Source organism: Streptomyces sp. NPDC020299, assembly GCF_044387825.1.
In the GTDB taxonomy this organism is placed as follows: domain Bacteria; phylum Actinomycetota; class Actinomycetes; order Streptomycetales; family Streptomycetaceae; genus Streptomyces.
This window is the reverse complement of sequence record NZ_JBIRWL010000010.1, coordinates 1-26,172: the sequence shown is the minus strand read 5'-3', so window position 1 is coordinate 26,172 and position 26,172 is coordinate 1. Positions and strand designations below refer to the sequence as shown.

At 71.7% G+C, this 26,172-nt stretch carries 21 protein-coding genes and 1 riboswitch; of the genes, 7 read left to right on the top strand and 14 right to left on the bottom strand.

Features of this window, described 5'->3' with window-relative positions:
• Positions 1-95 precede the first annotated feature (95 nt).
• Entirely contained in the window at positions 96-2,936 is a 2,841-nt protein-coding gene (locus tag ACH45E_RS24775; protein WP_361456588.1) for a GNAT family N-acetyltransferase, read from the bottom strand.
• Positions 2,937-3,111: 175 nt separating this feature from the next.
• On the opposite strand from ACH45E_RS24775, the gene ACH45E_RS24770 reads away from it, so the two are divergent.
• Entirely contained in the window at positions 3,112-3,393 is a 282-nt protein-coding gene (locus tag ACH45E_RS24770; RefSeq protein ID WP_030235221.1) for an HPr family phosphocarrier protein, read from the top strand.
• Positions 3,394-3,554: 161 nt separating this feature from the next.
• On the opposite strand, the gene ACH45E_RS24765 is transcribed toward ACH45E_RS24770, so the two are convergent.
• The 4 genes from ACH45E_RS24765 to ACH45E_RS24750 all read right to left on the bottom strand — a co-directional run bounded on the left by ACH45E_RS24765 (position 3,555) and on the right by ACH45E_RS24750 (position 8,437).
• Positions 3,555-4,250 carry a GntR family transcriptional regulator gene (locus ACH45E_RS24765; RefSeq protein WP_361456585.1) on the bottom strand — a complete coding sequence of 232 codons (696 nt, stop codon included), beginning with the start codon at positions 4,248-4,250 and terminating at the stop codon, positions 3,555-3,557.
• A gap of 196 nt (positions 4,251-4,446) precedes the next feature.
• Complete coding sequence (locus ACH45E_RS24760; RefSeq protein ID WP_361456582.1) at positions 4,447-5,217, bottom strand: M23 family metallopeptidase; 771 nt, start codon at positions 5,215-5,217, stop codon at positions 4,447-4,449.
• Between the two features lie 13 nt (positions 5,218-5,230).
• Positions 5,231-5,392, bottom strand: a riboswitch (cyclic di-AMP (ydaO/yuaA leader).
• A 247-nt stretch (positions 5,393-5,639) separates the two neighbouring features.
• A complete protein-coding gene (locus ACH45E_RS24755; RefSeq protein WP_361456579.1) occupies positions 5,640-7,028 on the bottom strand; it encodes a pitrilysin family protein in 1,389 nt (462 codons plus the stop codon).
• Positions 7,025-8,437 carry a pitrilysin family protein gene (locus ACH45E_RS24750; RefSeq protein ID WP_361456576.1) on the bottom strand — a complete coding sequence of 471 codons (1,413 nt, stop codon included), beginning with the start codon at positions 8,435-8,437 and terminating at the stop codon, positions 7,025-7,027. The genes ACH45E_RS24755 and ACH45E_RS24750 overlap by 4 nt, the downstream gene beginning before the upstream one ends.
• A gap of 303 nt (positions 8,438-8,740) precedes the next feature.
• Here ACH45E_RS24750 and ACH45E_RS24745 point away from each other — a divergent pair, with 303 nt between their 5' ends.
• A complete protein-coding gene (locus tag ACH45E_RS24745; protein ID WP_361456573.1) occupies positions 8,741-11,200 on the top strand; it encodes a DNA topoisomerase IV subunit A in 2,460 nt (819 codons plus the stop codon).
• Here ACH45E_RS24745 and ACH45E_RS24740 read toward each other — a convergent pair.
• Complete coding sequence (locus ACH45E_RS24740) at positions 11,197-12,315, bottom strand: GTP-binding protein (protein ID WP_361456570.1); 1,119 nt, start codon at positions 12,313-12,315, stop codon at positions 11,197-11,199. The two genes, ACH45E_RS24745 and ACH45E_RS24740, sit on opposite strands and share 4 nt — an antisense overlap.
• A 174-nt stretch (positions 12,316-12,489) precedes the next feature.
• Here ACH45E_RS24740 and ACH45E_RS24735 point away from each other — a divergent pair, with 174 nt between their 5' ends.
• The 4 genes from ACH45E_RS24735 (at position 12,490) to ACH45E_RS24720 (ending at position 17,196) form a co-directional block, all read left to right on the top strand.
• Positions 12,490-13,746, top strand: coding sequence for a citrate synthase (locus ACH45E_RS24735; RefSeq protein WP_361456567.1), 1,257 nt, complete (start codon positions 12,490-12,492; stop codon positions 13,744-13,746).
• 54 nt (positions 13,747-13,800) lie between these two features.
• Positions 13,801-14,748, top strand: coding sequence for a sucrase ferredoxin (locus ACH45E_RS24730; protein WP_361456565.1), 948 nt, complete (start codon positions 13,801-13,803; stop codon positions 14,746-14,748).
• A gap of 88 nt (positions 14,749-14,836) precedes the next feature.
• A complete protein-coding gene (locus tag ACH45E_RS24725) occupies positions 14,837-16,519 on the top strand; it encodes a sensor histidine kinase (protein WP_361456562.1) in 1,683 nt (560 codons plus the stop codon).
• Positions 16,516-17,196 (top strand): response regulator, encoded by a 681-nt coding sequence (locus ACH45E_RS24720; RefSeq protein WP_361456559.1) that lies wholly within the window; start codon positions 16,516-16,518, stop codon positions 17,194-17,196. Before ACH45E_RS24725 ends, ACH45E_RS24720 begins: the two co-directional genes overlap by 4 nt.
• 61 nt (positions 17,197-17,257) lie before the next feature.
• Here ACH45E_RS24720 and ACH45E_RS24715 read toward each other — a convergent pair whose 3' ends face one another.
• From ACH45E_RS24715 to ACH45E_RS24705, 3 genes are all read right to left on the bottom strand, one after another.
• Complete coding sequence (locus ACH45E_RS24715; protein WP_361456556.1) at positions 17,258-18,319, bottom strand: ABC transporter substrate-binding protein; 1,062 nt, start codon at positions 18,317-18,319, stop codon at positions 17,258-17,260.
• A gap of 90 nt (positions 18,320-18,409) precedes the next feature.
• A complete protein-coding gene (locus ACH45E_RS24710) occupies positions 18,410-19,273 on the bottom strand; it encodes an ABC transporter permease (protein WP_361456553.1) in 864 nt (287 codons plus the stop codon).
• Complete coding sequence (locus ACH45E_RS24705) at positions 19,263-20,078, bottom strand: ABC transporter ATP-binding protein (RefSeq protein WP_361456550.1); 816 nt, start codon at positions 20,076-20,078, stop codon at positions 19,263-19,265. The genes ACH45E_RS24710 and ACH45E_RS24705 overlap by 11 nt, the downstream gene beginning before the upstream one ends.
• Before the next feature lie 159 nt (positions 20,079-20,237).
• Between ACH45E_RS24705 and ACH45E_RS24700 the strand changes: the two genes are divergently transcribed.
• Positions 20,238-20,933, top strand: a complete 696-nt coding sequence (locus ACH45E_RS24700) for a response regulator (protein ID WP_361456547.1) — start codon at positions 20,238-20,240, stop codon at positions 20,931-20,933.
• A gap of 44 nt (positions 20,934-20,977) precedes the next feature.
• On the opposite strand, the gene ACH45E_RS24695 is transcribed toward ACH45E_RS24700, so the two are convergent.
• The 5 genes from ACH45E_RS24695 to ACH45E_RS24675 all read right to left on the bottom strand — a co-directional run bounded on the left by ACH45E_RS24695 (position 20,978) and on the right by ACH45E_RS24675 (position 25,537).
• The gene (locus ACH45E_RS24695; protein WP_361456544.1) at positions 20,978-22,570 is read right to left on the bottom strand and encodes a cation acetate symporter; all 1,593 of its coding nucleotides are present in this window, start codon (positions 22,568-22,570) and stop codon (positions 20,978-20,980) included.
• Positions 22,567-23,118 (bottom strand): DUF485 domain-containing protein, encoded by a 552-nt coding sequence (locus ACH45E_RS24690; RefSeq protein WP_361456542.1) that lies wholly within the window; start codon positions 23,116-23,118, stop codon positions 22,567-22,569. The genes ACH45E_RS24695 and ACH45E_RS24690 overlap by 4 nt, the downstream gene beginning before the upstream one ends.
• Before the next feature lie 69 nt (positions 23,119-23,187).
• Positions 23,188-23,868 carry a response regulator transcription factor gene (locus ACH45E_RS24685; RefSeq protein ID WP_361456539.1) on the bottom strand — a complete coding sequence of 227 codons (681 nt, stop codon included), beginning with the start codon at positions 23,866-23,868 and terminating at the stop codon, positions 23,188-23,190.
• Positions 23,865-25,016, bottom strand: coding sequence for a histidine kinase (locus ACH45E_RS24680; protein WP_361456535.1), 1,152 nt, complete (start codon positions 25,014-25,016; stop codon positions 23,865-23,867). Before ACH45E_RS24680 ends, ACH45E_RS24685 begins: the two co-directional genes overlap by 4 nt.
• A complete protein-coding gene (locus ACH45E_RS24675) occupies positions 25,013-25,537 on the bottom strand; it encodes a DUF1453 domain-containing protein (protein ID WP_361456532.1) in 525 nt (174 codons plus the stop codon). Before ACH45E_RS24675 ends, ACH45E_RS24680 begins: the two co-directional genes overlap by 4 nt.
• Positions 25,538-26,172: the final 635 nt, after the last annotated feature.

Below are 26,172 nucleotides of genomic sequence, written 5' to 3'. Positions count from 1 at the left end.
GTCCGGGCCAGTCAGCGGCAGCCGGGCCGGGCCCACCGGCCGTACGCGGGTGCCTGCCCACCGCCTGTCCACCGCCTGCCCACCGCCCGTCCGGCTCAGTAGACCGGCAGGGTGCGCGGGCCGAGGTCGTCGCGGGCCGGCGGGGGCGCGAGGCGCACGGAGGCGCTGAGGACGCTCAGGCCCTGCGGGGCCACCACGACGGGCTCCAGGGTGACCGCGACGACCTCGGGATGGTCGTCGACCAGGCGGGACACACGCAGCAGCAGCTCCTCCAGCGCCGGGGTGTCCACGGGGGTCGAGCCGCGCCAGCCGAACAGCAGCGGCGCCGTCCGGATCGACCGCACCAGGGAGGTCGCCTCCCGCTCGGTCACCGGAACCAGCCGGTGCGCCATGTCGCCGAGCAGCTGCGAGGCCGCTCCGGCGAGTCCGAAGGAGAGCACCGCCCCGGCCGCCGGGTCGATCACGGCCCGTACGACGGTGTCGACGCCGCGCGGCGCCATCGACTGCACCACCGGCCGCAGCTCCTCGGGCGGGCCGAACAGCTCGGTCAACTCGGTGTACGTCCGGCGCAGTTGCTCCTCGTCCGCGAGGTCGAGGCGTACGCCCCCCAGGTCGGCCCGGTGCCGCAGGTGCGGGGCGGTCGCCTTGAGGGCCACGGGGTAGCCGAGGGTGCGGGCGGCTTCGGCGGCGGCGTCCGGGGTGGGGGCGGGCAGCGCGCGGTGCACCTGGATGCCGTACTTCCCGAGCAGCTCGCAGGTCTCCTCCGTGCCGAGCGTCAGGCCCTGCCCGCGCGCGAGCATCCCGTCGATCAGCCGGGCGGCCCCCTTCTCGTCGATGTCCTCGTACTCGGGCACCTTCCCCGGGTCGGCGGCCTCCCTCCGCCACTGCGCGTACTTCACGGCTTCCCCCAGGGCCCGTACGGCCCGCTCGGCGGCGGGATAGGCGGGGATGAGCCGCGAGCCGGGGCCGGCGGGGGCGGCGCCGGCCGGCTTGTCCGCGGCCGCCGCCATGCCGGGCAGCCGTTCCACGGGGCGGTGCGGGTCCCCGCCCTCGGGCGAAGCCGGCGCGGTACTCGCCGCGGCCGACAACGCCTCCGCGAGCCCCCCGAGCTCCACGTGCACGACGAGCACCGGCTTCCCCGGCGCCCCGGCGGCAGCCGACCGCAGCGCCTCCGCCAGCTCCGCGTCCCCCGGCGAGGCCTCGCCGATCGCGGGTATGGCGGTCACCACCACCGCGTCACAGGTGTCGTCGGCCAGCGCCCGGGACAGCGCCGCGTGGAAGTCCTCCGCCGTGGCGCCCGTCGTGAGGTCCAGGGGGCGTATCGGCCGCAGTCCCTCGGCGAGACACTGGTCGTACGTCAGCAGCCCCAGCGACTCCGAGTTCCCCAGGATCGCCACCCGCGGCCCGGCGGGCAGCGGCTGCCGGGCGAGCAGCAGTCCCGCGTCGACGAGTTCGGTGATCGTGTCCACCCGGATCACCCCGGCCTGCCTGAGCAGCGCGGACACGGTGGCGTGCGGCAGGCGTGTGGCCCGTACCGCGTGTCCCTGTGGCGCGGACCCGGCCCCCTGCACCACGACCAGCGGTTTCGCCGCGGCGGTCCGCCGGGCGAGCCGGGTGAACTTGCGGGGGTTGCCGATGGACTCCAGGTACATGAGGACGACGTCGGTGTCCGGATCGTCGTACCAGTACTGCAGCACGTCGTTGCCGGAGACGTCCGCCCTGTTGCCGGACGAGACGAAGGTGGAGACACCCGTGACGCCGGTGACCCCTCCCCCGCGCCGGTGCAGCCGGGACAGCAGCGCGATGCCGATGGCGCCGGACTGGGCGAACAGCCCGATGCGGCCGGGGCGGGGCATCTCGGGTGCCAGGGAGGCGTTGAGCCGCACCTCCTCGGAGGTGTTGATGACCCCGAAGGCGTTCGGCCCGATGATCCGCATCCCGTACGTGCGCGCCTGCCGGACGAGTGCGCGCTGGCGCTCGCGCCCGTCGGGCCCGGCCTCCGCGTACCCGGCGGCGAGCACGACGAGCCCCTGCACACCGTGCTCGCCGCACTCGGCGACCACCTCGGGCACGTGATCGGCGGGCACGGCGACGACGGCCAGGTCCACGGGGTCGTCGATCTCCCGCACCGAGCGGTGCGCGGTCGCCCCGTCGATCTCCTTGAGGTCGTCGGGGAAGGCCTTGTTCACGGCGTACAGGCGTCCGGTGAAGCCGGCGTCCCTGATGTTTCCGAGGACGCCGCGTCCCACGCCGCCTGGCGTGCGGCCGACACCGACCACGGCGACCGACCGCGGCGCCAGCAGCCGCTGGACCGACCGCGCCTCGGCGCGCTGTTCCCGCGCGCGCTGGACGGCGAGCGAGCGGTCGGTGGGTTCGAGGTCGAACTCCAGGCGTACGACGCCGTCCTCGAAGCTGCGCTTCTGGGTGTACCCGGCGTCCGTGAACACCTTGATCATCTTGGTGTTGGCGGGAAGGACCTCGGCGGCGAAGCGGCGGATGCCCCGCTCGCGCGCGACGGCCGCGACGTGTTCGAGGAGGGCGGAGGCGACCCCGCGGCCCTGGTGGGCGTCCTGCACCAGGAAGGCGACCTCGGCCTCGTCGGAGGGCGCGGAGGCGGGCATACCGTCGGCGCCGATGCGGTCATAGCGTACGGTGGCGATGAACTCGCCGCCGACCGTGGCCGCGAGTCCCACCCGGTCCACAAAGTCGTGGTGCGTGAAGCGGTGGACGTCCTTGGCGGACAGGCGCGGGTAGGGCGCGAAGAAGCGGTAGTACTTCGACTCGTCCGACACCTGTTCGTAGAAGCTGACCAGCCGGTCGGCGTCATCAACGGTGATGGGCCGGATGCGCGCGGTTCCGCCGTCGCGCAGCACCACGTCCGCCTCCCAGTGGGCGGGGTACTCGTGCCGGTCCTGCCGGTCCGCCGGGGTCTGCATGGGCCCCAGAGTACGGCTCGCGTCCGACAACGGCGCGAGGCAGTCTGTGGAGGACGACATCGGATCGAGGCCGCGATCCGACCACACACCCGGACGGGACGAAGGACCGTCCGGGTGTGCTTCACGATATGGGAAACTGGTCTAGACAACCCTGAGAACTGAAGGGCAGCAACACATGGCTGAGCGCCGCGTCAACGTCGGCTGGGCCGAGGGCCTCCACGCCCGCCCCGCATCCATCTTCGTCCGAGCCGCCACGGCCGCAGGCGTGCCGGTGACGATCGCCAAGGCCGGCGGCACTCCGGTCAACGCGGCCTCCATGCTGGCCGTCCTCGGCCTCGGCGCCCAGGGCGGCGAGGAGATCGTTCTCGCCTCCGACGCCGAGGGCGCGGACGCCGCCCTGGACCGGCTGGCGAAGCTGGTCTCCGAGGGACTCGAGGAGCTGCCCGAGACCGTCTGAGCGCACACCGCACAGAACGGCGGAGCCGCGTCGCCCCTTTCGGGCGGCGCGGCTCCGCTGTTTTACCGGGAATTCTGGTGGCACCATGGATGGCACCATGAATTCAGGCAGGGGAAAACAGCCCTCCGCCGAATTACTCTTCTTTGTATACGGTGCCCGTGTTAATGCCGCAGGCTCGGCATGTTTACGGCTTGTTGCGAAGTCCTCACACGTTCCGGGCGGCCGGTGCCGCCGGTGAAACGCAGCCGGTGCGCGGCCGTCGCGCGCTCGGTGTGCAGCGCCGTGATCGCCCTGGCGCGCTCGCCGTCGCCGCGCGCCACCGCGTCCACGATGGCGCCGTGCTCGGTCCAGGACTCCACCGGGTCGGCGGGCGCCTCCACCGTGTACATCCAGGTGATCTTGTGCCGCAGCTGGGTCAGTACGGAGGTCAGGGCGTGGCTGCCACAGGCCTGGGCGAGCGTCTCGTGGAACCAGCCGCCCAGGGAGCGCAGGTCGTCGCTGCTGCCCCTGCGGGCCCGCTCCTGGCCCAGCCGTACCAGGCCGCGCAGCACCTTGAGATGGGCCTCGGTGCGCCGCTGGGCGGCCCGGGCGGCGCCGAGCGGCTCCATCAGCATGCGCATCTCCAGCAGGTCCGCGGCCTCCTGCTCGGTCGGCTCGGCGACGCACGCGCCCGCGTGCCGCCGGGTCACCACGAACCCCTCGGCCTCCAGGGTGCGCAGGGCCTCGCGGACGGGGACGCGCGAGACGCCGTAGCGGCGGGCGAGGAGTTCCTCCGTGAGGCGGCCGCCGCGCTCGTGGACTCCGGCCACGATGTCGTCCCGGATCGCCGTGCATACCGAGTGCGCCGGAATACGCATGACCGACCTCCGCCTTAATCCCCGTGAAACGCCGTCGATGGGCGCCCGTTCCGTGACTCTATTGCAATGAGCGGGAATTTCCGACGGCGGGTCGGAATCCATGGATATTTTTTGGACAGCGAGGGGCGGCTGGGCGTTCGAAAACCACGAAAGCCCCGGCTCGTGGGCCGGGGCTTCGGGTGGGGGTGGGTCTTCGTCAGACGTTCACGCCGTGCTTGCGGAGGTAGGAGACGGGGTCGACGTCCGAGCCGTACTCGGGGCCGGTGCGGGCCTCGAAGTGGAGGTGCGGCCCGGTGGTGTTGCCGGTCGAGCCGGACAGGCCGATCTGCTGGCCCGGGGTGACCTTCTGGCCCACCGAGACGCCGATGGACGACAGATGGCCGTACTGGGTGTACATGCCGTCGGCCATCTTGATCACGATCTGGTTGCCGTACGCCCCGCCCCAGCCGGTGGACACCACGGTGCCGGAGCCGACCGCATGGACCGCGGTGCCGCTCGCGGCGTGGAAGTCGATGCCGGTGTGCGAGCCGGAGGACCACAGGGAGCTGCTGGCCTGGTAGCCGGTGGAGACGTAGGACCCGGTGATCGGTGCCACGAACGCGTTGAGCCGCTCGCGCTCGGCCGCGCGGGCCGCCCGCGCCTTGGCCTCGCGCGCCTTCTCCGCCTGTGCGCGGGCCTGCTCGGCGGCCTTCTTCCGCGCCGCTTCCTCGGCCGCCTTCAGATCGGCGGCCTCCTGCTGGGCGGCGGCCTGGGCGTCGATGTGCTCGGGGACCGATTCGCTGATGGTGATGACCGGGGTGAGGGCGGTCTGCTCGGGCGCCGGCGCGGGCTCGGCGGCGAGCGCCGGGGCGGCCAGGCTGCCGACGGCACCGGTGGTGGCGAGGGCGGCGACGCCCGCCGCGCGGGCGGTGGTGCGGTGCATCCGGCTGGGACGGCGGTGCTTCCCGGTGGCGCGGGTGAACGCCATGAAGTGGCTGGTCCTTTCCTTCCTTCTCGCCTACCGGGTTAGCTGACGGGTTCGGAGCAGGAAGGTCTCCTACGGGCCCCCTCGCGGTGTGCGCGGGCGTCCGATTCACCCCAAGGGACGATGGGTCCCCGGCTCCCCTGGCTCGCGCCGTACGGGGACTCGGCGATCGCTGTCCGGTGCCGCGGTTGCGGCGCACTGCCTGACGAACAGCCTGCTTGACGCTAAGGGCCGCGACTTTCAATCCTCAAACGCAACAGGGTTTTTGTAGCGCACGCCACAGGGCAGACAGGCAACCTCCGCCCCAATTCGGACATCTGGCCAGAGGCATGGGGAGCGGACCGGGGAACGGCGTGGGGCCCAGGTGACACATCGTCACCTGGGCCCCACGCGCGCGTGCCGCTGTCGCTCGGCTGTCGCTCCGGCTACTCGGCCGGCACGACGGAGACCTCGCCGATGCCGAGGGCCTCGACCGGCTCCTTGATCTGTGCCGCGTCCCCGACCAGGATCGTCACCAGACGGTCCACCGGGAAGGCGTTGACGACCGCCGCGGTGGCCTCCACGGTGCCGCTCGCGGCGAGCTGCCGGTACAGCGTCGCCTGGAAGTCGTCGGGCAGGTGCTGCTCCACCTGGTCGGCCAGCGTGCTCGCCACGGCCGCTGCCGTCTCGTACTTCAGCGGCGCCACCCCGACGAGGTTCTGCACGGCCACGTCGCGCTCGGCGTCGGTGAGCCCCTCCGCGGCGAGCGTGCGCAGCACCGCCCACAGGTCCTGGAGGGCGGGACCGGTGTTCGGGGTGTCCACGGAGCCGCTGATGGCCAGCATCGAGGCGCCGTTGCCCTCGGGGCCGGACCTGAGGACCTGACCGAACGCGCGGACGCCGTAGGTGTAGCCCTTCTCCTCGCGCAGGACGCGGTCCAGGCGGGAGGTGAGGGTGCCGCCGAGGCAGTAGGTGCCGAGCACCTGGGCCGGCCACACCCGGTCGTGCCGGTCGGCGCCCACACGGCCGATGAGCAGCTGGGTCTGGACGGCGCCGGGGCGGTCGACGATGACGACGCGTCCGGTGTCGTCGGCGGTCACCGGCGGCACCGGGCGCGGCTGCGCCGCGGAGCCGCTCCACGCGCCCAGGGTCTCGCCGAGCAGCTCGTCGAGGTCGATGCCGGTGAGGTCGCCGACCACGACGGCGGTGGCGGTGGCGGGCCGCACGTGCCGCTCGTAGAAGGCGCGGACGGCCGCCGAGTCGATCTTGGCGACGGTGTCCTCGGTGCCCTGGCGGGGCCGGGACATGCGGGCGGTCGCCGGGAAGAGCTGCCGGGACAGTTCCTTGGCGGCGCGGCGGGAGGGGTTGGCCAGCTCGTGCGGGATCTCGTCGAGGCGGTTGCGCACCAGCCGCTCGACCTCGCCGTCGGCGAACGCGGGCGCTCTGAGGGCGTCGGCCAGCAGCGCGAGCCCCTTGGCCAGGCGGGAGGCCGGGACCTCCAGGCTGAGGCGGACGCCGGGGTGGTCGGCGTGCATGTCGAACGTGGCGCCCGCACGCTCCAGCTCGGCGGCGAACTCCTCGGCCGAGTGCTTGTCGGTGCCCTCGGAGAAGGCCCGCGCCATGATCGTGGCGACGCCGTCCAGGCCGGCCGGCTCAGCGTCCAGGGGCGCGTCGAGGAGCACCTCGACGGCGACGACCTGCTGGCCGGGGCGGTGGCAGCGCAGGACGGTCAGGCCGTTGTCGAGCGCACCGCGCTCCGGGGCCGGGAACGCCCACGGCCTGGCCTCGCCCGCCTGGGGCTGCGGGTGGAACTCCATCGCGGCGAGCTCGCTCACTTGGCCGCCTCCTCGTTCTCGTTCTGGCCGGTGCGCGTCTCCACGGTGGCCTCGGCCTCCGGGTCCTCGGGAACGTCCACGTCCTCGGTCTGCTCGGCGGCCTCGGCGGAGACCGGCTCGTAGACGAGCACCGCGCGGTTGTCGGGGCGGAGCCGGGCCTTGGCGACCTCCTGGACCTCCTCGGGGGTCACCTCCAGTACGCGCTGGACGGCGGTGAGGGCGAGCTGCGGGTCGCCGAACAGGACGGCGAAGCGGCAGAGTTCGTCGGCGCGGCCCGCGACCGTGCCGAGCCGGTCCAGCCACTCGCGCTCCAACTGGGCCTGGGCGCGCTCCATCTCCTCGGGCGTGGGGCCCTCCTCGGCGAACCGGGCGAGCTCCTCGTCGATCGCGCTCTCGATGACCGGCACCTCGACGTCGCCGGAGGTCTTCACGTCCAGCCAGCCGAGGGACGGCGCTCCGGCCAGCCGCAGCAGGCCGAACCCGGCCGTGACCGCCGTACGGTCCCGCCGTACCAGCCGGTTGTAGAGGCGGGACGACTCGCCGCCGCCGAGGACGGTGAGCGCCAGGTCGGCCGCGTCGGCCTCGCGTGTGCCGTCGTGCGGGAGCCGGTACGCGGCCATCAGGGCGCGCGCGGGGACCTCCTCCACGACGACCTCGCGCAGTTGCTCGCCGATGGTCACAGGCAGCGAGCCGTCGCGCGGCTGGGGCTTGCCGTCGTGGCCGGGGATCGAACCGAAGTACTTCTCGATCCAGGCGAGGGTCTGCTGGGGGTCGATGTCGCCGACGACGGAGAGGACGGCGTTGTTCGGCGCGTAGTAGGTGCGGAAGAACGCGCGCGCGTCCTCCAGCGTCGCCGCGTCCAGGTCGGCCATGGAGCCGATCGGCGTGTGGTGGTAGGGGTGGCCGTCCGGGTAGGCCAGGGCGGTCAGCTTCTCGAAGGCGGTGCCGTAGGGGACGTTGTCGTAACGCTGCCGGCGCTCGTTCTTGACGACGTCCCGCTGGTTCTCCATGGACTCGTCGTCGAGGGCCGTCAGCAGCGACCCCATGCGGTCGGCCTCCAGCCAGAGCGCGAGCTCCAGCTGGTGGGCGGGCATGGTCTCGAAGTAGTTGGTGCGCTCGAAGCTGGTGGTGCCGTTCAGCGAGCCGCCGGCACCCTGCACGAGTTCGAAGTGACCGTTGCCCTTCACCTGCCCGGAGCCCTGGAACATCAGGTGCTCGAAGAGGTGAGCCAGGCCGGTGCGTCCCTTGACTTCGTGGCGGGAGCCTACGTCGTACCAGAGGCAGACCGCCGCGACCGGGGTCAGGTGGTCCTCGGAGAGCACCACGCGCAGACCGTTGGCCAGTCGGTGCTCGGTCGCTGTCAGGCCCCCGGAGCCTGCCTCGGCCGTGGTCGTGTGACCCATGGGCATGTACGTCCCTTCGATCGCGGATGCGGTCGTGAAAACCGCGGTCTTCCTGCCGGTCCTGCCACTGTATGCAAGCGTGCGCATCCCGGGCGAAGTTCCCGCGCGACGTACGCCCACAGCGGATCGCGTAGCCTGCGGGCAGCCCTGCAGCGGGTGGGGCCCGTCCGGCACGTTCGCGTCGTCCGCGAGGAGTCCCGTGGGCGTCCCATGGGCGCCGGTGCCGGGGCCTGGCCCGCGCTGTCAGTGCCGCGGTCCACAATGGTCCGCGTCAGATCCGTCAATCGCTTCAGCAAGGAGCCGGCAGCGATGGCCCGCCGCAGCACGAAGACCCCGCCGCCCGACGACTCGTACGAGGAGAGGATCCTCGACATCGACGTCGTGGACGAGATGCGTGGCTCCTACCTCGAGTACGCGTACTCGGTCATCTACTCGCGCGCCCTGCCGGACGCCCGCGACGGCCTCAAGCCCGTGCACCGCCGCATCGTCTACCAGATGAACGAGATGGGCCTGCGCCCGGAGCGGGGCTACGTGAAGTGCGCCCGCGTCGTCGGCGACGTCATGGGCAAGCTGCACCCGCACGGCGACGCGTCGATCTACGACGCGCTGGTGCGCATGGCGCAGCCCTTCTCGATGCGCGTGCCCCTGGTGGACGGCCACGGCAACTTCGGCTCGCTGGGCAACGACGACCCGCCGGCCGCCATGCGGTACACCGAGTGCCGGATGGCCGAGGCGACGAGCCTGATGACCGAGTCGATCGACGAGGACACGGTCGACTTCGTCCCCAACTACGACGGCCAGGAGCGGGAGCCGCTCGCCCTGCCCGCCGCCTTCCCGAACCTGCTGGTCAACGGCGCTTCCGGGATCGCGGTCGGCATGGCAACCAACATGCCGCCGCACAACCTGCGCGAGGTCGTCGCGGCAGCCCGCCACCTGATCAGGCATCCGAACGCCGACCTCGACGCCCTGATGCGGCACGTCCCGGGCCCCGACCTGCCCACCGGCGGCCGGATCGTCGGCCTCTCCGGCATCCGCGACGCCTACGAGTCGGGCCGCGGCACCTTCAAGATCCGCGCCACGGTCGCCGTGGAGACCGTCACCGCGCGCCGCAAGGGCCTGGTCGTCACGGAGCTGCCCTTCACCGTCGGCCCGGAGAAGGTGATCGCCAAGATCAAGGACCTGGTCGGCTCGAAGAGGCTGCAGGGCATCGCCGACGTCAAGGACCTCACCGACCGCGAGCACGGGCTGCGCCTGGTCATCGAGATCAAGAACGGCTTCGTCCCGGAGGCCGTCCTGGAGCAGCTCTACAAGCTGACGCCGATGGAGGAGTCCTTCGGCATCAACAACGTCTGCCTGGTCGACGGCCAGCCGCTCACCCTGGGTCTGAAGGAGCTGCTCGAGGTCTACCTCGACCACCGCTTCGACGTCGTCCGGCGCCGCAGCGAGTTCCGCCGCGGCAAGCGCCGCGACCGCCTGCACCTGGTCGAGGGCCTGCTCACGGCCCTGGTGGACATCGACGAGGTCATCCGGCTGATCCGGTCCAGCGAGAACTCCGCGGAGGCCAAGCAGCGCCTGATCGAGCGCTTCTCGCTGAGCGAGATCCAGACGCAGTACATCCTCGACACGCCGCTGCGGCGCCTGACCAGGTTCGACCGCATCGAGCTGGAGGCGGAGAAGGACCGGCTGAACGCGGAGATCGAGGAGCTGACCCGGATCCTGGAGTCGGACACCGAGCTGCGCAAGCTGGTCTCGGCCGAACTGGCCGCGGTGGCGAAGAAGTTCGGCAGCGACCGGCGTACGGTGCTGCTGGAGTCGGGGGGCGCCCCGGTGGCGGCGGTCCCGCTGCAGGTGGCGGACGATCCGTGCCGGGTGCTGCTGTCGTCGACGGGGCTGCTGGCCCGTACGGCGAACGGCGAGCCGTTCGCGGAGGACGCCGACGCCCGGCGCGTCAAGCACGACGTGATCGTCTCGTCCGTTCCGGCGACCGCGCGTGGCGAGGTGGGTGCGGTGACGTCGGCCGGCCGGCTGCTGCGGATCAATGTGGTCGACCTGCCGCATCTGCCCGACACGGCGACGGCGCCGAACCTGGCCGGTGGCGCGCCGCTGGCGGAGTTCGTCTCCCTGGAGGACGACGAGACGGTGGTCTGCCTGACCACACTGGACGAGTCGTCCCCGGGTCTGGCGCTGGGCACGGAGCAGGGCGTGGTCAAGCGCGTGGTCCCCGACTACCCGTCCAACAAGGGCGAGCTGGAGGTCATCACGCTCAAGGAGGGCGACCGGATCGTCGGCGCGGTGGAGTTGCGCACCGGCGACGAGGACCTGGTGTTCATCACCGACGACGCCCAGTTGCTGCGCTTCCAGGCGTCCATCGTCCGCCCGCAGGGCCGTCCGGCGGGCGGCATGGCGGGCATCAAGCCGACCGAGGGCGCGAAGGTGATCTCCTTCACCGCCGTCGACCCGGCGGTGGACGCGGTGGTCTTCACGGTGGCGGGCTCGCGCGGGACGCTGGACGACTCCGTGCAGACGACGGCCAAGCTGACCCCGTTCGACCCGTTCCCGCGCAAGGGCCGGGCCACCGGCGGTGTGCGCTGCCAGCGGTTCCTGAAGGGTGAGGACTGCCTGTCCTTCGCGTGGGCGGGTCCGGCACCCGCGCGCGCGGCGCAGAAGGACGGCACCCCGGTCGAGCTTCCGGAGCCGGACCCGCGCCGGGACGGTTCGGGCACCTCGCTGCCGAAGACGGTGTGGGTGGTGGCGGGGCCGGTGCTCTAGGCCTGCTCGGGGCCTGCTCTAGACCGGCGGGTCCTCGGGGTCGTACTCCTCGGGGCCCCTGGACCGCGTACGTAGCGCAGGACGCCCCACATGCCGTGCTCGTCGGCGTGTGGGGCGTCGTCCTTGCACGCCTCGAGTTCCTTGCCGAGTACGGGCGCGTCGATGCCGGTGCCGATGAGGACGAGCTGGGTCAGACGGGTGTCGGCGGGGCCCCAGGGCTCCGGGTAGAAACGCAGGAACCGGCCGACGGCGTGCACGGCGTACCGGTTCCGGGGGTCGTACGGGCCGAAGTCGACGTACCCCTTGATCCGGTAGAGCCCCTCGGCACGGCCGTCGAGGAAGGTCATCAGGCGGCGCGGCTCGAACGGGACCTCGGAGACGAAGGACAGGCTGTCGTACGCGGTGTGCAGATGCCCGGCGTGGCCGGCGCCGGGCTCGTTCGGGTCGTCCTCGTGCGGGTCGTGCTCGTGCAGGTCGTCGAAGGACAGCTGGCCGATCCGCTCCTCGCTCGGCCGGCAGTCGAAGAGGAACTCGGGGTCGATGCGGCCGTAGGTGGCGGGGACCACCGCGGCGCGGTCGGTGAGGGACCGGACCAGGCCCAGCACCCGTTCGCCGTCCGCCGCCCGGTCGAGTTTGTTGACCACCACCAGGTCGGCGAGGGCGAGATGCCGGTCGATCTCCGGGTGCTTCGTGCGCGTGTCGTCGAACTCGGCGGCGTCGACGACCTCGACCAGCCCGCCGTAGACGATCCCGGGATGCTCGCTGGCCAGCACCATGCGGACGAGTTCCTGCGGCTCGGCGAGGCCGCTGGCCTCGATGACGATGACGTCGATGCCGGTGGTGGGGTCGGCGAGCCGCTCCAGGTAGAGGTCGAGTTCGCTCGCGTCGACGGCGCAGCACAGGCATCCGTTGCCGAGCGAGACGGTGGAGTCGCCGAGCGCCCCCGCGACCGCCATGGCGTCGATCTCGATGGCCCCGAAGTCGTTGACGATCGCCCCGATGCGGCTGCCCCCGCTGCGGTGCAGCAGGTGGTTGAGGAGCGTGGTCTTCCCGGAGCCGAGGAAGCCGGCGAGTACGACGACCGGGATCTGCTGCGGACTGCGGCTGTGCCCCAACGTGCGACCTCTCTCACGCGGACGCGCGCACCGGTTCACGGCCCGGCGCACGGACGAGGATGGAATGCCGGCCCAGGATACGAGCGGGGCATGACGCGGTCGCGCCCATTGATCCATAATGTTGATTCAATCAATGCATCATCCATGCACAGGGAGGTGGATACCGTGGCCCTCATGCGCGATCAAGACCCCGCTTCCGGCCGTCCGGGGCGCAGGCTGAGCACCAAGGAGACCGCCGAGCTGCTCGGGGTGAAGCCCGAGACCGTGTACGCGTATGTCAGCCGCGGTCAGCTCAGCAGCAGGCGGGCGCCGAGTGGCCGCGGCAGCACCTTCGACGCCGAGGAGGTGGCGACCCTCGCCCGGCGCAACAGGCGGGAGGCCGACGCGAGTCGGGGCGCCGGCGGCGAGCTGTCCGTCCGGACCCGCATCACGCTCATCGACGACGACCGGTACTTCTTCCGCGGTGTCGACGCCACCGAACTCGCCGCGCGCCACTGCTACGAGGAGGTCGCCGAGTGGCTGTGGACGGGCCGGATGCGCCCGGGCGTCACGTTCACCGCACCCGAGCCGACCGTCGCCGTCGTCCGCCGCGCGGTGGAGGCCCTGCCCGAGCACACCTCCCCCACCGACCGTCTGCGGGTCGCGGCCATCGCCGCCGCCGCGGAGGACCCGCTGCGTTTCGACCTGTCGGATGAGGCCGTGCTCAACACGGCGCGCGCCCTCATCCCGACGCTCGTCGCCGCGCTGCCGCCGCAGCCGTTCGCCCACCTCAACGACGGCCCGCTCGCCCACCGGCTGTGGGGCCGGCTGACCGGGCACGAGGCCGACGAGGCCGCCCTGCGCATCCTGGACACGGCGCTCGCCCTGCTCGCCGACCACGACCTTGCCGCCTCGACGCTCGCCGTACGCGTGGCCGCCTCGGCCCGTGCGCACGCCTACGCGGCCGTCTCGGCCGGACTCGGGGTGATCGAGGGCCCGTTGCACGGCGCGGCCAGCGGCCTCGCCCACCGACTGCTGCTCGACGTACTGGACCAGGGCACCGCCGCGCCCGTGGTCGCGGACGAACTCCGCGCCGGCCGCCGCATCCCCGGCCTCGGCCACCGGCTCTACACCGGCGAGGACCCCCGCGCGCGCGTTCTGTTCGGCCTCCTGGAGCAGATCCCGCGCGCCGAACCCGCCCTCCTCGCGGCCCGGGACATCGTCACCACGACCGCCCGGCACGCCCCGCTGCACGCCAACGTGGACCTGGCCCTCGCCGTGTTCACCGTCTCCACCGGCATGCCCGCCACCGCGGGCGAGACGATCTTTGCCGTCGCCCGCACCGCGGGCTGGATCGCCCACGCCCTGGAGGAGTACGGGGAGCGCCCGCTGCGCATGCGCCCCAGCGGGCACTACGTCGGCCCACGGCCCCCTCAGCCCCTGCCCGAGTAGAACACGAGGACGGCTGGAAGTCGCTTCAAGGAAAGGCAGGTTAGGCTTACCTGTGTGAGTAGGTGCGCGACCGTATCCCGGAGCCTCGACGAGCCCGTTTCCGGTACCGCGGCCACGGCGACGACGTGGCTGCTGCTGGAACAGCCCGGGCCGTGGGGCGCCAAGGCGCTCACTTCGAGCCACCTGGACCGGACCCTGGGCCGCGCCCTGGATGCCGCCGCCGAAGGCACCGGCGTGCGGATCGCGCTCATCCGCCGCCCCGGCCGGCACGCCGATCCCGGTACCCCCGCCGTGCGCCAGGTGTACGTGGCGCACACCGTCCCCGGAAAGAGCTGGCTGCATCACGCCACCACCCGCGATCCGCGACAGCTGCTCGGCCTCGACTTCGCCGCCCTGGGCGCCGGTGACCACCGCGGCTTCGGTTCGGCGCTCGGCGGGCGGCCTTACGAGGGCGGCCCGCTCGCCCTCGTCTGCACCAACGGCAAGCGCGACCGCTGCTGCGCCCTCCTCGGCCGTCCCCTCGCGGCCGAACTCGGCGCGTCCGGCGTGCCGGGCGTGTGGGAGGTCACTCATCTGGGTGGTCATCGCTTCTCTCCGACGGTGCTCGTGCTGCCGTACGGATACGCGTACGGCCGGGCTGAGGCCCACTCCGTCAAGGAGGTCCTGCACGGCGTCCAGGAGGGCCGTGTCGTCGTCGAGGGGTGCCGCGGACGGTCCGCCTGGGCACGGCCCGGACAGGCGGCGGAGCTGGCTGTGCGCTCCGCGACGGGCGAGTACGCGGCGGAGGCGCTCAGCGTCGTACGGACGGACGGCCCGGACCCGCACTGGGAGGTGACCGTCGCCCACGCCGACGGCCGTCACTGGCGGGTGACCGTGGCCCAGACCGCCTCGCTGCCGCCCCGCCCGGAGAGCTGCGGGGCCGCCGTGCTCGGTGCGCCGGCCCGGATGGACGTGGTGGCGGTGCGGGAACTGACCGAGGCGGGAGCGGGACTGGCGGGCTGAGCCCGCACACCGTTTTCCCAAGAATTGGTCAAGAGATCCACGCCACACCCCTTCGGCAGCGCCCGGCGTCCCACGTACCGTCTTGGGTATGAGCCCCACCTCCCCCGCACGCCGTAGGCGCCTGGGCCTGCCACGACGGATGTTCTCGCAGGTCCTGCTGATGCAGCTGGCGATCGCCGCGGGAGTCGTGGTGCTCGCGACCGGGTTGTTCCTGGCGCCGCTGAGCAAGCAGCTCGACCAGGAGGCGATGCGCCGCGCGCTCGCGATCGCGCAGACCACCGCGCAGAACCCGAAGATCGCCGATGATGTCCTGACCACCCCGCCCAGCGTCGACGGTCCGGTGCAGAAGGAGGCGGAGCGGATCCGCCGCATCACGCACGCCGAGTACATCGTGGTGATGGACCGGCGGGGGTTCCGCTGGTCGCACACCGACCCGAAGCAGATAGGCGGACACGTCTCGACCAGCCCCAAGGAGGCCCTGGAGGGCAAGGAGGTCATGGAGATCGACACCGGCACCCTCGGCCGCTCCGCCCGGGGCAAGGTGCCGCTGCGTGACGCCCATGACCGGATCATCGGCGCGGTCTCGGTCGGCATCGCGTACGACAGCGTGCGGGCACGGCTGATCGGCGCCATCCCGGGGCTGTTCGCGTACGCGGGCGGCGCCCTCGCGGTCGGCGCCCTGGCCGCCTGGCTGATCTCCCGCAGAGTGCAGCGGCAGACCCGGGACCTGGCCTTCTCCGACATAGCGGCACTGCTGGCCGAGCGTGAGGCGATGCTGCACGGGATCCGGGAAGGCGTCGTCGCCCTCGACCGCGCGGGCCGTGTCCGCCTGCTCAACGACGAGGCCCGGCGGCTGCTGGGCATCGGTGACGAGGCCGTCGGCCAGTCTCCGGACGAGGCGCTCGGCGCGGGCCGCACGACCGACGTCCTGGCAGGCCGGGTCACCGGCACCGACCTGCTCACCGTGCGCGGCCAGCGGGTCCTGGTCACCAACCGCATGCCCACCGACGACGGCGGGGCGGTGGCCACCCTGCGCGACCGTACCGAGCTGGAGCAGCTCGGGCGCGAACTCGACTCCACGCGCGGCCTGATCGACGCCCTGCGCGCCCAGGACCACGAGCACGCCAACCGCATGCACACGCTACTGGGTCTGCTCGAACTGGAGATGTACGACGACGCCGTGGAGTTCGTCGGAGAGGTGGTCGGCGACCACCGGGCCACCGCGGAGCAGGTCACCGAGAAGATCCACGACCCGCTGCTGGCCGCCCTGCTGGTCGGCAAGGCGACCGTCGCGGCCGAGCGCGGGGTGGCCCTGTGGGTCTCCGACGGGACCCGGCTGCCGGACCGGCTGATCGACCCCAGGGGGCTGGTGACCGTCGTGGGCAACCTGGTCGACAACGCGCTCGACGCCGTCGCGGGCGCCCCGCACGCGCGCGTGGAGGTCGAGTTGCGCGCCGAGGCGCGTACGGTCGTCCTCAGCGTGCGCGACACGGGGCCCGGGATCCCGGTGGAGCAGCGGGAGTTGATCTTCACGGACGGCTGGTCCACGAAGAAGCCGCCCGCGCACGGCAAGCGCGGCCTCGGGCTCTCCCTGGTGCGCCGCTTCGCCGAGCGGCAGGGCGGGAGCGCGACGGTGACCGAAGCCGAGGGCGGGGGCGCCCGGTTCACGGTCGTACTGCCGGAGGCACTGACCGAGCCGGACCTGGAGGCGGGCCTGCACCCGGCCCTCACCGCATCCGCCGCGGTCGCCGACGAGGAGGAGGCCCGATGATCGAGGTCCTGGTCGTGGACGACGACGTCCGGGTGGCCCGGGTCAACGCCGCCTACGTGGAGAAGGTGCCGGGCTTCCATGTGGCCGCGGAGGCGCACACCGCGGCGGAGGCACTGCACCGGCTGGAGACGCTGCCACGCCTCGACCTGGTCCTGATGGATCATTACCTGCCCGACGAGACGGGCCTGGAGGTCGTGCAGGAGATGCGCCGCCGGGGCCACCAGACCGACGTGATCATGGTGACGGCGGCCCGGGACGTGTCGACGGTCCAGGCCGCCATGCGGCAGGGCGCCCTGCAGTACCTGGTCAAGCCGTTCGCGTTCGCCGGTCTGCGGGCGAAGCTCGAGGCGTACGCGCAGCTGCGCCGCACCCTCGACGGCGGCGGCGAGGCCGAACAGGCGGAGGTGGACCGTATCTTCGGCGCGCTGTCCGCGCCGTCGGAGCCCGGGCTGCCGAAGGGGCACTCCCCCACCACCGCCGAGCTGGTGCGCCAGTCCCTGATGAACGCCGAAGGCCCGCTGTCGGCGCAGGAGATCGCCGAGCGGACCGGGGTGAGCCGGCAGACCGCACAGCGCTATCTGAAGCTGCTGGAGCGCACCGGCCGGGCGCGGCTGACCCTCAAGTACGGCGATGCGGGCCGCCCGGAACACCGTTACGTGTGGGCGACCCGCATCTGAGCGCTGCCGACAGAGACGTAAGACCGACGGAGACGTAAGGCCGACGGGGGCCTCAGCCCGCCTACTTCGCGGCCTTGTCGACGAATTCGGTCGTGTAGGTCTTGCTCAGGTCCACCTTGGCGTTCTTGATGTTGGGGTTGAACGCCTTGAGGACCTTCTCGACGGTCTCGGGGCCGTTCGCGGGCATCACTCCGTCGTCGGTGAACATCGGCAGGGTGCTCTTGATGGCCTCGGCGTACAGCGTCTTGTTGCCCTGGGAGTAGTCGGCGGGCATCTTGGCCGCGATCTCGGAGGCGCTGTGGGTCGACATCCACTTGAGCGTCTTGACGAACGCGTTGGCCAGCTTCTGGACGGTGTCCTTGTGGCTGTTCACCCAGTCCGTCGTCATGTACAGACTGGACGACGGGTACGGGCCGCCGAGCGCCTGCTTGGAGCCTTCCGGCGTCCGCATGTCCAGGAGGACCTTGCCCGCCTTCTTGTCCAGGATCGTGGCGACGGTCGGGTCGGTCGTCATACCGCCGTCGATCGAGCCCTGCTGCAGCGCCGAGATGAACGTCGGGCCCGCCCCCACGGCGACCGGGGTGAAGTCGCTGACCTTCACGCCGTTCTTGACCGCGAGGTACTTGGTGAGGAAGTCGGTCGAGGAGCCGAGGCCGGTGATGCCGAGCTTCTTGCCCTTGAAGTCCTTCGGCGAGGTGATGTCGCCCGCCTTCTTGGTGGAGACGACCTCCACCTCGCCGGGGGCGTGCGAGAACTGCACGACGGACTCGACGGACTTGCCCTTCGTCTGCAGGTCGAGGGTGTGGTCGTAGAAGCCGACGGCGCCCTGGACCTGGCCCGAGACGAGCGCGGTCTCGGCCTGGACACCGGCGGGCTCACTGAGGAGTTCCACGTCGAGGCCCTCGGAGTCGAAGTAGCCGAGCCGCTGGGTCAGCATCGCCGGCAGATAGATGACCTTGTCCAGGCCGCCGACCATGATCTTGACCTTCGTGCCCTTGCCGTCGCCCTTGCTGCCGGCGTCGGCGGAGGTGCTGCTCGCCGCGTCATTGGCGCAGGCGGTGAGCGAGGAGAGGGCGAGCAGGCCGGAGGCGGCGAGCGAGGCGTATCTGGCGGTCTTGCGCATGGCGGTTCACGTCCTTGTGAGAGGGCGGTGCGGGAGAAGGGGGGGTGTCTTGGGGTGCTCGGCTCCGGGGCGGTGCCGGGCGGGCCGGGCTCAGTGGCCGGAGTCCGCCGGCTTCCACCGGAAGATGCGGTGCTCGGCGAAGGTCAGCAGGCCCTCGGCCACGAGTGCCACGGCCGCGAGGATGACCATCGCCGCGTAGACGCCGGCGGCGTTGAAGGTGCCCTGGGACGCGGCGACGAGCAGGCCGATGCCCTTGGTGGCGCCGATGTACTCGCCGACGATGGCGCCGATGAGGGCGAAGCCGAAACTGACGTGCAGGCTGGTGAAGATCCAGGAGGTCGCCGACGGGATGACCACCTGAAGCGTCACCCGGCGATCACTCGCGCCGAGGATCCGGGCGTTGGCCACCAGGTTGCGGTCGACCTCGCGGGCGCCCTGGAAGGCGTTGAAGAACACCGGGAAGAACACCAGCACCACGGCCGACGCGACCTTGGAGGCGGGGCCCAGTCCGAACCAGATCAGGAAGATCGGGGCCAGGACGATCCTGGGGATGGAATTGAGCACCTTGATGTACGGACCGAGGACATCGGCGAGGAAGGCGATCCGCCCCAGCGCGATACCGAAGATCACACCGGCGACGACACCGATGCCCCAGCCGAGCAGCGCCTCCTGCAACGTGGCCCAGATCTGCTCGCCCAGCGAGCCCTGTGCCGTTCCGTGCATCACCCAGGTGCTGATCTGGTCCCAGATCTGCGAGGGCATCGAGAAGTTGAACGGATCGATGACCTTGGCCCGGGACAGCCCTTCCCACAGGCCGAGCACGACCACCAGGAGGAGCACCCGAGCGGCGGCGACGAGCACCTTGCGTCTGCGGGCGGCCGCGGCGCGCGTCTGGGCGCGGCCCGGCGTCTTCACCGTGTCGACGACCGGCGTGCTGATGACCTCAGGCGACATTGGCGGCACCCCTCTCACGGGTGATGCGGACCTCTTCACCGAGGGACTCCCAGATCTCGCGGTAGATCTCGATGAACCGCGGCTCCAGACGTACCTGCTCGACCTTGCGCGGCCGCGGCAGGTCGATGTCGAAGACCTGCTTGACGGTCGCGGGCCCGGCGGTCATCACGACGACCTTGTCGGCCAGCGCGATGGACTCCTCCAGGTCGTGGGTGACGAAGACGACGGAGGCGCCGGTGCCCTCCCACAGCTCCAGCAGCTCGTCCGACATCAGCGCCCGGGTCTGCACGTCGAGCGCCGAGAAGGGCTCGTCCATCAGCAGGATCTCGGGGTCGTTGACGAAGGTGGCGGCGAGGGCGACACGCTTGCGCTGACCGCCGGAGAGCTGGTGCGGGTAGCGGTCCTCGAAGGCGGCGAGCCCCACCCGGGCCAGCCACTCACGGGCCTTCTGCTTGGCCTCGGGCTTCGGTACGCCACGGAAGCGGGGGCCCGCCATGACGTTGGACAGGACCGTCCGCCAGGGGAAGGTGGCGTCCTGCTGGAAGACGAAGCCGACCTTGTCGCCGACTCCCTTCACCGGCTCGCCGGCCACCAGCACATCGCCCTCGGTGGGCTCCTCCAGACCGCTGACCAGGGTCAGCGTGGTGGACTTGCCGCAGCCGGTGGGGCCGACGACGGCCACGAACTCGCCGCGCCCGACGGTCAGGTCCAGGTCCCGGACAGCCGTGTGCAGACCCCCCGACGGGGTTCTGAAGATCTTGCTCGCGCCCCGTAGCTCGATGGCGGGGCTGGTGTCTGCGCTCATGGCCCGGGACGGTAGGTGTGGCCCGGGCCACAGCATCAGTCTTCTGAGCGCAAGCCATTCTTTTGCTCGCAAGAGCCTGTTGTGCTCATTTTGCTCGCGTTACAACTGCGGAGCACGAAACACGGGCTTAACGCTCGCCGGCCTTGAAGGAGAGGCCCGATGATTGACGTCCTGGTCGTGGACGACGACTTCCGCGTCGCCGAGATCAACGCCAAGTACGTGGGAAAGGTTCCCGGCTTCCGGGTGGCCGCCCGCGCGCACTCCGCCGCCCAGGCGCTGGCCGCCGTGGAACGCGGAGCCATCGACCTGGTGCTGCTCGACCACTACCTGCCGGATCAGACCGGCCTCGAACTGGTACACCGCATGCGGGAACAGGGGCACGGCACCGACGTCATCATGATCACGGCGGCCAGCGATGTGACGACGGTGCAGCGGGCCATGCGCCTGGGTGCCCTGCACTATCTGGTCAAGCCGTTCACCTTCGCGGCGCTGCGCACTCGCCTGGACTCGTACGCCGCGCTGCGCCGCACCGTCGACCGGGTCGGCGGCCGGGGCCTGGCGGGCCAGGAACAGGTCGACCGGATCTTCGGCGCCCTGCGAACCGCGCCCGCGCCCTCCGCCTCCCCCGGTCTGCCCAGCGGCCAGTCGGAGCCCACCACGGATCTCATCTGCGGGGTCCTGCACCGCGCCGACCACCCACTCTCCGCCCACGAGGTCGCCGCCGAGACCGGCCTGAGCCGCTCCACCGCCCAGCGCTATCTGCGCCACCTGGAACAGGCCGGCCGGCTCCGACTCTCCCTGAAGTACGGCGACACCGGCCGACCGGAGCACCGGTATGCGTGGGTGGCGCCGTAACAGTTCACCGTCCGGAATCGGGCTCCACCCTGCCCACTTCCCCGCTACACGGCCCCCGCACCGGTCAGCGACCGCACCTCGGTCTCCGCGTATGCGGCCTCGTCCGGGGGCTCGTCCGAGGTGACCGTGCCCAGCCAGCCCGCCAGGAAGCCCAGCGGGATCGAGACGATGCCCGGGTTCTGCAGCGGGAAGTACTGGAAGTCGACGTCCGGGAACAGCGCACCCGGACTGCCCGACACCACCGGGGAGAGCACCACGAGCCCCAGGGCCGGAAGCAGCCCGCCGTATACGGCCCATACCGCGCCGCGCGTCGTGAAGCCGCGCCAGAACAGCGAGTAGAGCAGCACGGGCAGGTTGGCCGACGCGGCCACGGCGAAGGCGAGTCCCACCAGGAAGGCGACGTTGAGATCCCGGGCCAGCAGACCGAGCGCGATCGCGACCACCCCGATGCCCACCGCCGCGATCCGCGCCACGGCCACCTCGCTGCGCGGCGCCCCCCGCCCGCGCCGCAAGGACGTGTACAGGTCGTGGGCCACGGACGCCGAGGAGGCGAGTGTGATCCCGGCGACCACCGCGAGGATGGTGGCGAAGGCCACGGCTGCCACGACCGCGAACAAAACCGTTCCGCCCGTGGAGTCCGGCCCGCCCCCCAGATCGAGCGCGAGCAACGGAACCGCCGTGTTCCCGGCCGCGTTCGACCTGCGTACTTCCTCCGGTCCGACGATCGCGGCCGCGCCGAACCCGAGGACGATCGCCATCAGGTAGAACCCACCGATCAGCCCGATCGACCAGACCACCGAACGACGCGCGGCCGGTGCGGTCGGCACCGTGTAGAAGCGCGACAGGATGTGCGGCAGGCCCGCCGTACCGAGCACCAGCGCGAGGCCCAGGCTGATGAAGTCCAGGCGCGCCGTCCAGTCCCCGCCGTACTTCAGGCCCGGCGCCAGGAAGGCGCGCCCGTGGCCGCTGCGCTCGGCGGCCGTGAGCAGCAACCGGTCGACGTCGCCGTGGAACCTCAACAGGACGAGCACGGTCAGCACGACGGTGCCGCTGAGCATCAGGACCGCTTTCACGATCTGAATCCACGTGGTGGCCCGCATCCCTCCCAACGACACATAGATCACCATGAGCGCGCCGACACCGATGACGGTCCAGGCCTGCGCCGCCTCGCTGGTCCGCCCGAGCAGCAGTGCCACCAGGCTGCCCGCGCCCACCATTTGCGCCACCAAATACAGAACGGAGACGGTGACCGAGGAAGTTCCCGCGGCGAGCCGGACCGGCCGCTCACTCATCCGCGCGGCGATCACGTCGGCGAGAGTGAAGCGCCCGCAGTTGCGCACCAGTTCGGCGACCAGGTACAGCACCACGAGCCAGGCGACGAGGAAGCCCACCCCGTACAGCAGCCCGTCGTAGCCGAACAGCGCGATCAGCCCGCTCACACCCAGGAACGAGGCGGCCGACAGGTAGTCACCCGCGACGGCAAAACCATTTTCCATCGGGGAGAAGAGCCGCCCGCCCGCGTAGAACTCCTCCGCCGAGCCACGCCGGTGGCGACCCACCCAGGCCGTGATCGCCAGAGTGACCGTGACGAACACGCTGAACAGCCCGAAGGCCAGTGTCTGATGCTGACCCGTCACAGCACACCGCCCCTGCCGCCGCGCGCCAGCTCCTGCGTGTCCCAGCGCAGGTCCAGAGCCGCCCTGTCCCTGCGCAGACGCGCGTGCCGGGAGTAGGCCCAGGTGAAGAGGAAGGTGGTGAGGAACTGTCCGAGCCCCGCGAGCATCGCCACGTTCACCGCGCCCGCCACCGGCCTCGCCATCAGACCGGGCGCGACCGTCGCAGTCACCACATACCCCGCGTACCAGCTGAGAAAAAGGACGACCCCGGGCACCACGAACCTCCGGTACCGGCTGCGCACCTCCTGGAAGGCCGCACTCCGCTGCACCTCGACGTACACATCACGCGCATGGCCCTCCGGCCCCTGCCGGCCGGCCCGCGCCGCCGGCACGGCGACGGGAGCGGGGACACCCGCACCGTCCGGTTCGCCCCAGCCCGAGGGGACTGTGTCGTGCCAAGGGTCCTCGTACCTCACGTGGTGGGGAGCCGGGCCGTGGCCGTCCTGGTTCTCGGCCGTGTTGTCCGGACCGCCCCCGTCTGGGCGGTAACCACCGTTGTTTGACTGCATGCCCAAGGATGGACAGACCGGGGAGATCCTCGGCTCTGCTTCGCCAGGCTCTTCACCCCATCAGGTGACTCAAGCCACTGGTGGCCGCGCCAGTCCCTTCGCGTACGCGTAACGCACGGCCTGGGCACGGTCCTTGAGACCTGTCTTGGCGAAGAGGTTGTTGATGTGCGTCTTCACGGTCGCCGTGGAGACGTGCAGCTTGCGGGCGATCTCCTGGTTGCTGAGCCCCTCGGCGATCAGCACCAGTACCTCGGTCTCCCGGGCGGTCAGTCCGTCCGGCGCCTCCTCGGGCGCCGAGGGCGGCTCGGGCTGCGACAGCCGTTCCAGCAGCCGCCGTTGCACGCTCGGCGACAGCCCCGCGTGTCCCGACAGCACGCTCTGCACGGCCCGGACGATCTCGTCGCCGCCGGCGTCCTTGGTGAGGTAACCACGCGCTCCCGCTCGCAGCGCCGGGAACAGCGAATCATCGTCCGCGAAGGTGGTGAGCACCACGACCTGGGTCCCGGGATGTTCGGCCCGGATCCGCCGGGTCGCCTCCACACCGTCGCAGCGCGGCATCCGCAGGTCCATCAGGGCGACATCGGGTGCGAGTTCGGCGACGAGCCGCACCGCCTCCTCCCCGTCGCCCGCGGCCCCGACGACCTCGATGCCCGGCAGCAGCCCGAGCAGCATCACGATGCCCTCCCGGACCACGGTCTGGTCGTCCACGACGATCACCCGCGCGGGCTTCTTCTCGGCCTCCTCCGTCATACGGGCACCTTCAACGTCACCACGAACCCTTCCTCCTCCGGCCCCGCCTCGAGCGAACCACCCAGTAGTTCGGCACGCTCCCGCATGCCCAGCAGACCGTATCCAGCGCCCGCACCGGTCAGTTCCCCCTGCGTTCCGCCCGAGTCCCGCACGTCCAGCGTCACTTCGTGCTCGCCGTACTCGAGCCGTATCCGGACCTTGGCACCGTGGGCGTGCTTGCGCACGTTCGTCAGCGCCTCCTGCGCGACCCTGCGCACGGCCTGTGACGCCTCGGCGGACAGCGGTCTGCGATCACCCGTGACGGTGACCTCGGCTCCCATCGCCTCGCTGACGAGCTCGGCCAGGAACTCCTCCAGCGGCGTCAGCTCGCCTCGCAGCGCCGAGAGAGCCTGCCGGGTCTCGGCCAGACCGTCGCGAGCCATTCCGCGTGCCGCCACCACCCGCTCCAGGACCTGCTCCCGGTCCGCGCCCCGCTCTATCAGCAGCCGGGCGGCTTCCAGGTGCACGAGCTGGGCGGAGAGGCTGTGGGCCAGGACGTCGTGGATCTCCCGCGCGATCCTGGCCCGTTCCGCCAGCGCCGCGGACTCCGCTTCGGCGGACCGGGCAGCCCGCTCCTGGGCGAGCAGCCGCTGGGCGCTGCCCCGGGCTTCCGCGTCGAGCCGCAGGACATAGCCGGCGAGGGCCATGCCCGTGACCGTGGCGGCGGTGGTCAGCCATACGTCGTTGTTGACCGCGGAGAAGGCGGCGAGGGCGAGAGCGGCGACGGGGAGGGCCGCGCCGAGCGGCATCCGCTCCAGCGCGGCGATCGCGCAGCCGCACCACATGACGAGGGCCGGCCCGCGGAACCCCGTCGACTGGGCCACCGTCGCCAAGCCCAGCAGCAGCGTGACGACCACCACCGACGTGAGCAGACGGTGCTGGTAGGTGGTCCGGTAGAAGGCCCAGGCGAGGGCTCCGGCCAGGATGATGCCGCCCACTGCCACGGCCGTGCCCCAGCCGTGCACGTGGCGGTCGTCGAAGGCGCTCCACAGCAGCAGGCCGAGGACGAGCAGCCGCACGGCCCAGGCGATCATGCGTCTCGCTCGGGAGATACCCTCTCGGCCGAGCGCCTCGCGGGAGGGCCAGCGTGTCCAGGCGTTGTCCGTCACACACGTTCCTTCCACGCGGGCCGCGGCATGGCGTCACCGTACGCCGTGGCCGCAGCGACCACGGCCGGGAGGGACTGGGCACGCCAGAGCAGGATTCCGGAGCGGACGAGCAGGGTTGCGGCGAGCGCGAGGAGCAGGGCGGAGCTGTCCTGGTGGACGCCGAGCAGCACGCCGAGGCCGAAAAGACCCGCGCGCAGGGCGATACCGAGGACCCAGACGGCCACGCTCGCCGTGGTGCTCTTGCTCCACACGACCCCGTCCGGCTCCCGCCACATGCGGCTCGTCCACGCCCAGCCGGCACCCATGGCCAGGCCTATGAGCAGCTCGGCGGCGAGCAGCAGGACGGATACGGTGCGGTGGTGGACATCGAGCGTCCCGGGCTCGCGCAGCGCCAGGACCGCGAGGACGACGGGCACGAGCCACCACCGTCGGTCGGTGCTGACGGCCTGGGCGCGGAACTGGCGCACGATCACCAGCACGACGACGGCCACGATCAGCAACGCGTTGACGAGCCCTGGCATCAGAGCCTCCGTGAGCGGAAGGTAGTGCCTGCAGCGAGCGCTGCCGACGCCTTCGACGCTACGGAAATTCGCAGGTCAGCAGATCGGAGCAGGGGTGGATCGTGGGTGGACCCGCACCCCGCGCAGCCTCCACCTACGGGTGGAGAACCACCGAGCGGTCGCCGCCCACGGACAGTCGCCGGGCGACGGACGACGGCGCTCGGACGCCGACGCCGCGGGGCCCGGCCGACCGGTGGGGTGCCCGTGCCCAGCACTGTGAGCCACGGACAACGACAACGACGACGACGGCGGGCGAGGCCGCGAGCGCCGCAGCTGGGCCTCGAGCCGCGGTCGGGCCGCCGCAGAGCCCAGCGTGCCGCACCGCACCGCACCGCACCGGCTCAGCGGGCACCGCGTCCTGCCGTGCCCGCCGCTCAACGTCCCGGCGACGCCACCGGCACTCCGTTCAACCCGCCGGGGGCGCGACACCCACCCCGCCAAGGCCGAGCGCAGCGCCTACGTGTCGATCCGGGAGCGGTCCAGCGTCGCCGCCGAGCTGGAGATGAACTCCTTGCGGGGTGCGACCTCGTTGCCCATCAGCAGATCGAAGACCTGCTCGGCGGCTTCGAGGTCGGAGAGGTTGATCCGGCGCAGGG